The following is a 9,887-nucleotide window of genomic DNA, read 5'->3' on the forward strand; positions in this document are numbered from 1 at the left end:
GCCAATCATAATTTCTATATAGGGAATCAATAAAAGTATCGCTGCCAAAAAACCAAAGAAAAATGCATTTTCAATGCTTAAAATAAGTAATCCAACGGAATTTAATAAACCAACAATGAACATGACAGTAAATAATCCGTACAAATAATTTTGTTGGACTTTATACAATTTAGCTAAAACTGATTTTACGCGTAAATCATTTCCATCGGATGAAAAGGCTTTAAAAATAAAACTTTTAAAAAATTTGCGGTAAATCAAAAAGAAAAATATGTATAATGGAATTAAAATTATATCTGAAAAAATGCTGCCTGATGAAGTTAAAAAACCAATGATATTTGTAAAATTATCTTTAATTGTGGCACCCATATTGAATTTTTTCAACGATAATTCACTTTTTCTTATGCCAAAATTCGCATCTAAGTAGCTTAAAATGGAGTTGTAAACTTCAGTTAGTTTAAGAATGTATAAATCACTTTTTTCAAGAATATCTGTCAATTCATAAACAATAAAGGCTAATAGTCCAAACAAAATAATTGAAAGTGTAAAAATTGCAGTAAGAGCAGAAATAACCCTATTTGCACGCCATTTTTTTTCTAAAAAATTAACTAATGGGAAAATAGAAACCGTAAGAATTAACGCTATTATGAGCGGTACAACAATTGGTTTGAGAATATATAAACAAAAAATCAAACCTATGATAAACAACAGGTTCAATGCATTTGAATTTTCTTTGTTGGGAGTTACAACCATTTGTGCCAAAAATTACTAAAAAAAAGAGGAATGTATAAAATTCCCCTTTAGTTTTTACAAATCAGCAATCATTTTTTTAACTTCTTCTTTGGATTTGCCTACTCTTTGTTGAATTCTTCCGTAGAATTCGTCTTCTTTTCCTTCAACAAAAAGCAAATCATCATCTGTTAAATTTGCGTACTTTTGTTTCAACTTTCCTTTTACTTCGTTCCATTTTCCTTTCAATCCTGTAGTGTCCATAATGTATGTATTTAAAAAAATTAATATTCAGTACTAATTTGATAAGTCAAAGTTACTAGTGTAAAGGTTGGTTCTTGTTATAGAATTTTTAGAGTTTGTTATACTATTACAAGGTTTGTACGTTTCAACTTTGTAAATTTGCCCAACTTCAAAAAGTAATTGGTTTGACAACAACACAACTCATTGAACAAATTCAACTGAAAAAATCATTTTTATGTATTGGTTTGGATGTTGATTTAACTAAAATCCCACAGCATCTTTTACAGACAGATGATCCGATTTTTGAATTCAACAAGTCCATTATTGATGCGACACATGATTTGTGTGTTTCTTATAAGCCCAATACCGCTTTTTATGAAGCCTATGGTTTGAAAGGTTGGCAATCGTTGCAAAAAACGATTGAATACATCAATTCAAATTATCCTGAAATTTTCACAATAGCCGATGCGAAGCGAGGCGATATTGGCAATACATCAACCATGTACGCCAAAGCTTTTTTGCAAGATTTAAACTTTGATTCTGTTACCGTTGCTCCTTATATGGGAAAAGATTCTGTAGAACCGTTTTTAGCATTTGAAAATAAACACACCATCGTTTTAGCTTTAACCTCCAACGAAGGGGCTTTTGATTTTCAAACGAAACTTTCGGACGGAAAGGAATTGTACAAATACGTACTGGAAACCTCGAAGACATGGAAAAACAGTCAGAATTTGATGTATGTAGTTGGTGCGACAAAAGCGGAGTACTTTACAGAAATAAGAAAAATTGTTCCCGATAGTTTTTTGTTAGTACCAGGTGTTGGAGCACAAGGCGGCAGTTTGAAAGAAGTTTGTAAGTACGGCATGAATTCCAATGTAGGATTGTTAATCAATTCTTCCCGTGGAATTATTTATGCTTCCAATAGAATGGATTTTGTTGAGAAAGCTAGAGAAGAGGCATTGAAATTGCAAAAAGAGATGGAAGCTATTTTAACAAAGTAAACTAGTATTCATCCAATAGGTTTATAAAATGAAAACATTCTCAGACCAACTTGGAACCCTGCATCACTTTGAAAAAACTCCCCAAAGAATCGTATCACTTGTTCCTTCACAAACGGAATTATTATTTGATTTAGGATTAGAAGATGCAATTGTGGGTATTACCAAATTTTGTGTACACCCAATTCATTTTAAAGGAACTAAACAAATTATTGGCGGAACTAAACAAGTGAAGTTTGATAAAATTCGTGCACTTCAACCCGATATTATCATTGCCAATAAAGAAGAGAATACACTTGAAATGGTTGAAGAATTGAGTGCTATTTGTCCGGTCTGGGTAACCAACGTCATTACTCTTGATGATAATTTTAAGATGATAGCCGATTTTGGGCAGTTTTTTAATAAACGGACCGAAGCTCAAAAATGGATGGATGAAATCAATTTTGCCTTGCAAGATTTTAAGGAATTTATAAAAGATAAACCATTAACAAAAGTAGCGTACTTTATTTGGGCAAATCCTTATATGGTTGCTGGAAAAGATACCTATATTAATGAATTGCTGAGGCTAAATCATTTTCAAAATATTTATGAAAATATTGCGAGGTATCCTCAAGTTGATTTGAAAAAAATACGATTAGAAGGTGACCCGGATTTGATACTTTTATCTTCCGAACCTTTTCCTTTTAAGGATGAACAAGCTTTTGAAATCGGTCTGTTTACACATCATGCCACAACCATTTTTGTAGATGGAGAGTACTTTTCGTGGCATGGGAGTAGAATCCTAAAAGCTTTTGACTATTTTAAACTATTACATCAAAAACTATAGCTCTACCTCGTCCAGAACCAAAGTTTCTTTCTCAATTTCAGTGGGTTTGATTATTTGAGTAGGTTCCTTTGTTTCTTTCTTTTCCAAAAAAGTTTTGAAGTCTTCTTTTAAATATTTTAAATCTTTATTTTCTTTAAAAACGCCTTTCATTTGGGTGAAATTTTTTGCAAAGATACATTACCAAATCTTTAATTTATCATTAAGAATTGTTAAGATTGCATATTTAATTTATAATACTACATTTGTCATAAATTAAAATACCATTGATTTCCTATAATATTTACACCAACGAAACTAGTACAGAATGGGTTACCTTCGTTCACGGAGCGGGAGGAAGTTCGTCCATTTGGTTTAAACAAATTCGTGAATTTCAAAAGCATTTCAATGTTTTATTGCTTGATTTGCGGGGTCATGGAGAATCAAAACCCACTTTAAAAACAGCCTTTCAAAAAAAATACACTTTTGAATCGATTGCTCACGATGTTTTGGAGGTACTCGATCATTTGAAAATTACTGCTTCACATTTTGTTGGCATTTCTCTGGGAACCATCATCATTCGACAATTGGCAGAAATGGCTCCCAATCGAGTGCAAACAATGATTATGGGAGGAGCCATTTTGAAAATGAATTTTCGTTCGCAAATTTTAATGCGTTTAGGAAATCTTTTTAAATATGTTTTGCCTTATTTGGTTCTTTATAAATTTTTTGCATTTGTGATTATGCCTAAAAAGAACCATAAAAATTCCCGTTTACTATTCATCAACGAAGCGAAGAAATTGTACCAGAAGGAGTTTATCAAATGGTTTAGGTTAACTGCAGAAATTAATCCTGTTTTAAAGTGGTTCAGACAGGTTGAAATTAATATTCCAACCTTATATGTGATGGGTGAAGAAGATTATATGTTTTTGCCATCGGTCAGGCAAGTTGTCCAGAAACATTACCGATCGTCTAAATTATTTGTCATTGAAAATTGCGGACATGTTGTGAATGTAGAGCAAGCGATGCATTTCAATGAAGCAGTGCTGTCTTTCCTTAAAAATCAACCTATAAAAAAAGCCAGTGCTTATGTTGCACCGGCTCAATTTTCTAACTAACTCTAACCAAACAAACCTATATTTGTGTTGTTTGACGCAAATATCCGAAGATTTTTTGGGCAATAGTGTTAAGCCTTTGTTATATATATGTTATTGATTATTAAAATTTTAGTCCTGCAATGCGAAAACTTTTTGCAGTGCTGTGGATGTTCTGGCTGCTAAATTTGTGCGAATATCTTTTTCCTCCACAGCAATCATTTTAAATACCCCTTCTATTGCCTCATTAGTTGTATAATCAGTTAAATCGGGATTGATTTTTGTAACCAATGGAATAGAATTGTACTTGGTTATAATATTGGTCCACACTTTATCTGCACCCACTTTTGCAAATGAGTTTTTGATGATCGGATTAAATTTTGAATACAAAGCTGTAGAAGTTATACGCTGCAAGTAACTCGTGGCAGCACTGTCATCTCCCAACAATATATTTTTTGCGTCGGTAAAAGTCATCTGTTTTACCGCATCAACAAAAATCGGAGTACCTTCTTTGACAGCATCTTCCGCTGCTCTGTTTACTACTTTCAAACCTTCATCTGCCAAATTTGACAACCCTACTGCTCGCAATTTTGCGTCTACTTTTTTTAATTCTTCAGGAAGGAGAATTTTTACTGCTTCATTTTTATAGAAACCATCCGTTTGCGTCAATTTAGTAACTTGTTTGTCGATTCCTTGATTCAATGCTTCTTTTAGGCCATTGGCAATATCGCCATTACTCAAAATTGAACCTGTTTGTGGCAGTTGGTCAACAATTTGTTGCATTTCTGCACAACCTAAAAAGGTAAAAGCGGTAATTAGGAGTAACGATTTTTTCATGGTATATACTATTTAGATTTAAAAGTAGGCAAATAGCATGCCTTATTGATTCTTGGAGGTTAAAGGTTTCAAGTTTCAGGTTTTAAGTTTGAAGTCATCCTTTTTCATAACAAATTTTCAAAATTCCTCCAATTTTCTAAATCCGTGTTCAAAATATTAACCTGAATCTTGAAACTTGAAACCTGAAACAAAAAAAACATATTATTTTTTATTAATTCCGTAAATTGCAACCTCAAAAACATCATTTTTTTAGCAATGGAACAAGCAACACCTTATATTCCTAAAAATAAAGTAAGAATTGTAACTGCCGCATCCCTTTTTGACGGTCACGATGCTGCCATCAACATCATGCGTCGAATTATTCAGGCCACTGGAGTAGAAGTGATTCATTTGGGTCACGACCGTAGTGTAGAGGAAGTAGTAAATACTGCCATTCAAGAAGATGCTAATGCCATTGCGATGACCTCTTACCAAGGAGGACACAACGAATATTTTAAATATATGTATGATTTGCTTAAAGAAAAAGGAGCAGAACATATCAAAATATTTGGTGGTGGCGGTGGAGTGATACTTCCCGAAGAAATTAAGGAACTGCACGAGTATGGAATCACTCGAATTTATTCGCCGGATGACGGTCGTGCCATGGGATTGCAGGGAATGATTAATGATTTGGTTCAAAAAGCCGACTTTCCCGTTGGTGATGTTTTGAACGGAGAAGCTAAATATTTGGAAGATAAAAATCCACGTTCGATTGCCCGAGTGATTTCGGCAGCAGAAAATTTTCCGGATATTGCCAAAGAAACATTAGATGCCATTCACAAAAAGAATGAAACATCAAAAATTCCTGTTTTGGGAATTACCGGAACCGGTGGAGCCGGAAAGTCATCGTTAGTTGACGAATTGGTTCGTCGATTCTTAATTGATTTTCCTGAAAAAACAATTGGTTTAATCTCGGTTGATCCATCCAAAAGAAAGACCGGCGGTGCTTTGTTAGGAGATAGAATACGAATGAACGCAATTAATAACTCCAGAGTTTACATGCGTTCATTGGCTACGCGTCAATCGAATTTAGCTTTATCAAAATATGTAGCAGAAGCGATTCAAGTGTTGAAAGCTGCAAAATATGACATCATTATTTTGGAAACTTCCGGCATTGGTCAAAGTGACACGGAAATCATCGAGCATTCTGATGTTTCGTTGTATGTGATGACACCTGAATTTGGTGCCGCCACACAATTGGAAAAAATCGATATGCTTGATTTTGCCGATTTAGTCGCCATCAACAAATTCGACAAAAGAGGTTCGCTCGATGCACTTCGCGATGTGAAAAAACAATACCAACGAAACCATAATCTTTGGGATGCCGATTTAGATTCGCTTCCGGTTTTCGGGACGATTGCTTCGCAGTTCAATGATCCGGGAATGAACACACTTTACAAGAAAGTGATGGACAAAATTTTGGAGAAAACAGATGCTGATTTGCATTCGACCTTTGAAATTACGCGTGAAATGAGCGAGAAAATATTTGTTATTCCGCCGCATCGAACACGATATTTATCTGAAATTGCAGAGAATAATCGCAAATACGACGAGACAGTTTTAACCCAAGTAGAGGTAGCTCAGAAATTATACGGCATTTACAAAACCATTGAATCAGTTGGACATATTCCGGCACTAGGTTTAACTAAATTTGGTCTGAATGAAGAAGCTCTTCAGCAAGCTCAGTCTGAAAATAACAGTGAGTTTTTATCTTTACTAACCAAAGAATTCGACCGTGTTAAAATGAATTTGGACCCATTCAACTGGGAAATCATTTTAATGTGGGACGAAAAAGTAAAAAAATACAAAAATCCGGTTTACAGTTTTAAAGTTCGTGATAAAGTAATCAATATTGATACACATACCGAATCACTATCGCATTCACAAATTCCGAAAGTAGCGTTACCCAAATACCAAGCTTGGGGCGATATTTTAAAATGGAATTTACAAGAGAACGTACCGGGAGAATTTCCTTTTGCATCCGGATTGTATCCGTTTAAAAGAGAAGGAGAAGATCCATCAAGAATGTTTGCCGGAGAAGGCGGGCCGGAGCGAACCAACAAACGTTTTCACTACGTGAGTGCAGGTTTACCCGCAAAACGTTTATCAACAGCGTTTGATTCGGTAACTTTATACGGAAATGACCCTGATTTACGTCCGGATATTTACGGAAAAATTGGTAATGCAGGTGTTTCTATTTGCTGTTTAGACGACGCAAAAAAATTATATTCCGGTTTTGATTTGAGTCACCCGATGACGTCTGTGAGTATGACTATCAACGGTCCGGCTCCAATGCTTTTAGGCTTTTTTATGAATGCGGCGATTGACCAAAATTGTGAAAAATACATCATTGAGAATAACTTACAGGGGGTGGTTGAAGAAAAAATCAACGAAATTTACAAGAAAAAAGGGTTTGCAAAACCCACTTATAACGGTGAACTTCCCCACGGAAATAATGGTTTAGGTTTGATGTTGTTAGGAGTTACGGGAGACCAAGTGCTTCCTTTGGAAATCTATAACGATATTAAAATCAAAACAATGGCTCAGGTTCGGGGAACCGTTCAAGCCGATATTTTAAAAGAAGATCAGGCACAAAATACGTGCATTTTCTCAACAGAATTTGCACTTCGATTGATGGGCGATGTGCAGGAATATTTCATTCAAAAGAACGTTCGAAATTTCTACTCGGTTTCTATTTCAGGTTATCATATTGCGGAAGCAGGGGCCAATCCAATCACTCAATTAGCATTTACTTTGGCCAATGGTTTCACTTACGTGGAATATTATTTGAGTCGCGGTATGAACATCAACGATTTCGGACCCAATTTATCGTTCTTTTTCTCCAACGGAATCGATCCGGAATATGCCGTGATTGGTCGCGTGGCAAGAAAAATTTGGGCAAAAGCCTTAAAAAATAAATACGGAGCCAACGAAAGAGCTCAGATGTTGAAATACCATATTCAAACATCCGGACGTTCGTTGCATGCTCAGGAAATTGATTTCAATGACATCCGAACCACGTTGCAAGCCTTGTATGCCATTTACGATAACTGTAACTCGTTGCACACGAATGCTTATGATGAAGCCATTACCACACCAACCGAAGAATCCGTTCGTCGTGCAATGGCAATCCAATTGATTATTAATAAAGAATTAGGTTTAGCTAAAAACGAAAACCCAATCCAAGGTTCGTTCATCATCGAAGAATTAACCGATTTAGTGGAAGACGCGGTCTTGCAAGAATTCGATCGAATTACCGAACGCGGTGGGGTTTTAGGAGCGATGGAAACCATGTACCAACGTTCTAAAATTCAGGAAGAATCGTTGTATTACGAGACATTGAAACACACGGGTGAATTTCCAATTATTGGGGTTAATACATTCTTAAGCTCCAAAGGTTCGCCAACAGTTGTGCCAAGAGAAGTGATTCGTGCCACCGAGGAAGAAAAACAATTCCAAATCAATACGTTGCAAACGCTGCATCAATTACACGAGCAAAAAGTAGCAGAATTGCTGAATAAATTACAAGAGGCTGCTATTAAAAACAAAAATCTTTTTGAACGTTTGATGGAAGTTACAAAATATTGTTCGTTGGGACAAATTACAGCTGCATTGTTTGAAGTAGGAGGACAATACAGAAGGAATATGTAATTTATTATATAAAGTTTAAGATGTTCAAGACCTTTCAGAAATGGAAGGTTTTTTCTTTTTATTAAATTCGGCTTTGTATTTTTACAAAAAAATCACTTATGAAAAAGTTTCTTCTCGTATTAGTTTCAGTAATACTTTTCACAGCATGTGAATCCTCAGATAGTGATTCGCTGGATTTTGATTCAAACATTATTGCAGACGGTGTTGAATTTATTCCAACCAATGCAACCGTTTCTAATGCAACTGCAAGTATGCCTGGAGATGGAGCAATGGATTTTAGTTTAACAAAAGGTACAGCAGGAACGTCAAGTTATCAAGCTATAAACTTTAAAGTTAATTTTCCTCTAACTTCAAGTAGTGCACCTAATGGCTCATATGAATTTGGAATTGGTGTAATAGGGGAAGTGTTATTTGCCCAAGGATCGTATGTAAAAGGAGCTACAGCCTATAGTTTGGCAGGATCTACGGTTCAAGTAACCGTTTTGTCAAACACAGAATATCGATTGGATTTTCAAAATATTCAAGCAGTAAATCCTTTGAATGGTGATATGGTATTTATTTCAGGATATTATGAAGGAGAAATGAATTAATTATGGACTCTTTATCTCAAATTGTATTAGGAGCAGCTGTTGGCAATGAAGTGCTTGGCAAAAAGATTGGTAACAAAGCCATTCTTTACGGAGCTATCATAGGTACCATACCCGATTTGGATGTACTTTACGGACAGTTTTTAGATCCATTAACCGCTACTGATATTCATCGTGGATTTAGTCATTCCACTTTGTTTTTTCTTTTTCTTTCACCAATTTTAGGTTGGATTTTACAGAAAGTAGCACATAAAAATGGAGTAAATTTTAAAGAAGCTACGTTGTTTTCCTTTTTAATTTTGCAAACGCATTCCTTACTCGATTTATTCACAACTTGGGGAACGCAATTGCTTTGGCCATTGGAAACTCGGTTTTCACTGCAGTCCATTTTTGTGATTGATCCGTTGTATACAGTGCCTTTTTTGTTGTTTCTAGTTCTCTCAATGAAGAAAAACAGACTAGACCAAAAGAGAAGATTTTGGAACAGAATCGGATTGATTGTGAGTACTTCCTATTTGTTTTTCACATTAGTTGTCCAGTTCCTGGTTCTGCAAAAATTTGAAAAACAATTGGAACAAAACAAAATAAGTTATGAGTCAATTGGTGTAAAACCATCCCCGTTCAATATTATATTGTGGACGACCAATGTTAAAGTCGATAACGGATACTACATCGGTGATTATTCATTTTTTGACACAAAACCTATTCACTTTCAATTCATTCCTACTCAAAAAGAATTGATAGCCAATATCGATGATGCAGCCGTCATCAAACAATTAAAACGAATTTCCGAAGGTTGGTACTGCATCACGCAAAAAGAAAATCAATTGCTTTTTAACGATTTGCGGTTTGGTGTGCTGAATGCCGAAGAAAACGACACGCAGTTTTCGTTCAGCTACCATATCACTGA

Annotated in this window: 10 protein-coding genes; 6 read left to right on the forward strand and 4 right to left on the reverse strand. The window is 35.2% G+C overall.

Annotated features, from left to right (window positions below):
• Both ACIQ2S_RS08210 and ACIQ2S_RS08215 read right to left on the reverse strand, forming a co-directional pair.
• On the reverse strand, positions 1-750 hold a 750-nt coding region (locus ACIQ2S_RS08210; RefSeq protein ID WP_396174878.1), incomplete at its 3' end, for an AI-2E family transporter.
• 54 nt (positions 751-804) lie between these two features.
• Positions 805-990 carry a CsbD family protein gene (locus tag ACIQ2S_RS08215; protein WP_396174860.1) on the reverse strand — a complete coding sequence of 62 codons (186 nt, stop codon included), beginning with the start codon at positions 988-990 and terminating at the stop codon, positions 805-807.
• Between the two features lie 164 nt (positions 991-1,154).
• Here ACIQ2S_RS08215 and pyrF point away from each other — a divergent pair, with 164 nt between their 5' ends.
• Together pyrF and ACIQ2S_RS08225 are read left to right on the forward strand one after the other, a co-directional pair.
• Positions 1,155-1,970 carry an orotidine-5'-phosphate decarboxylase gene (gene pyrF / locus ACIQ2S_RS08220; RefSeq protein WP_396174862.1) on the forward strand — a complete coding sequence of 272 codons (816 nt, stop codon included), beginning with the start codon at positions 1,155-1,157 and terminating at the stop codon, positions 1,968-1,970.
• A 28-nt stretch (positions 1,971-1,998) separates the two neighbouring features.
• Positions 1,999-2,793, forward strand: coding sequence for an ABC transporter substrate-binding protein (locus ACIQ2S_RS08225; protein WP_396174864.1), 795 nt, complete (start codon positions 1,999-2,001; stop codon positions 2,791-2,793).
• Here ACIQ2S_RS08225 and ACIQ2S_RS08230 read toward each other — a convergent pair.
• Positions 2,788-2,943, reverse strand: a complete 156-nt coding sequence (locus ACIQ2S_RS08230) for a hypothetical protein (RefSeq protein WP_396174866.1) — start codon at positions 2,941-2,943, stop codon at positions 2,788-2,790. The genes ACIQ2S_RS08225 and ACIQ2S_RS08230 overlap by 6 nt on opposite strands.
• A gap of 113 nt (positions 2,944-3,056) precedes the next feature.
• Here ACIQ2S_RS08230 and ACIQ2S_RS08235 point away from each other — a divergent pair, with 113 nt between their 5' ends.
• Positions 3,057-3,887, forward strand: coding sequence for an alpha/beta fold hydrolase (locus ACIQ2S_RS08235; protein ID WP_396174868.1), 831 nt, complete (start codon positions 3,057-3,059; stop codon positions 3,885-3,887).
• A gap of 108 nt (positions 3,888-3,995) precedes the next feature.
• On the opposite strand, the gene ACIQ2S_RS08240 is transcribed toward ACIQ2S_RS08235, so the two are convergent.
• On the reverse strand, positions 3,996-4,700 hold the full coding sequence (locus ACIQ2S_RS08240; RefSeq protein ID WP_396174870.1) for a DUF4197 domain-containing protein: 705 nt from the start codon (positions 4,698-4,700) through the stop codon (positions 3,996-3,998).
• Positions 4,701-4,955: 255 nt separating this feature from the next.
• On the opposite strand from ACIQ2S_RS08240, the gene ACIQ2S_RS08245 reads away from it, so the two are divergent.
• The 3 genes from ACIQ2S_RS08245 to ACIQ2S_RS08255 all read left to right on the forward strand — a co-directional run.
• Positions 4,956-8,390: a methylmalonyl-CoA mutase family protein gene (locus tag ACIQ2S_RS08245; protein WP_396174872.1), complete on the forward strand. Its 3,435-nt coding sequence runs from the start codon at positions 4,956-4,958 to the stop codon at positions 8,388-8,390.
• A gap of 98 nt (positions 8,391-8,488) precedes the next feature.
• Complete coding sequence (locus ACIQ2S_RS08250; RefSeq protein WP_396174874.1) at positions 8,489-8,980, forward strand: hypothetical protein; 492 nt, start codon at positions 8,489-8,491, stop codon at positions 8,978-8,980.
• A 2-nt stretch (positions 8,981-8,982) separates the two neighbouring features.
• A partial coding sequence (locus ACIQ2S_RS08255) for a metal-dependent hydrolase (RefSeq protein ID WP_396174876.1) occupies positions 8,983-9,887 on the forward strand: 905 nt, incomplete at its 3' end.

It is taken from the genome of Flavobacterium sp., assembly GCF_044371705.1.
GTDB lineage: Bacteria > Bacteroidota > Bacteroidia > Flavobacteriales > Flavobacteriaceae > Flavobacterium.

Excerpts from the sequence above, each read along its gene's own strand:
- ACIQ2S_RS08215 (WP_396174860.1), bottom strand. The coding sequence starts at position 990 with ATGGACACTACAGGATTGAAAGGAAAATGGAACGAAGTAAAAGGAAAG.
- ACIQ2S_RS08225 (WP_396174864.1), top strand. The coding sequence starts at position 1,999 with ATGAAAACATTCTCAGACCAACTTGGAACCCTGCATCACTTTGAAAAA.
- ACIQ2S_RS08230 (WP_396174866.1), bottom strand. The coding sequence starts at position 2,943 with ATGAAAGGCGTTTTTAAAGAAAATAAAGATTTAAAATATTTAAAAGAA.
- ACIQ2S_RS08240 (WP_396174870.1), bottom strand. The coding sequence starts at position 4,700 with ATGAAAAAATCGTTACTCCTAATTACCGCTTTTACCTTTTTAGGTTGT.
- ACIQ2S_RS08245 (WP_396174872.1), top strand. The coding sequence starts at position 4,956 with ATGGAACAAGCAACACCTTATATTCCTAAAAATAAAGTAAGAATTGTA.
- ACIQ2S_RS08250 (WP_396174874.1), top strand. The coding sequence starts at position 8,489 with ATGAAAAAGTTTCTTCTCGTATTAGTTTCAGTAATACTTTTCACAGCA.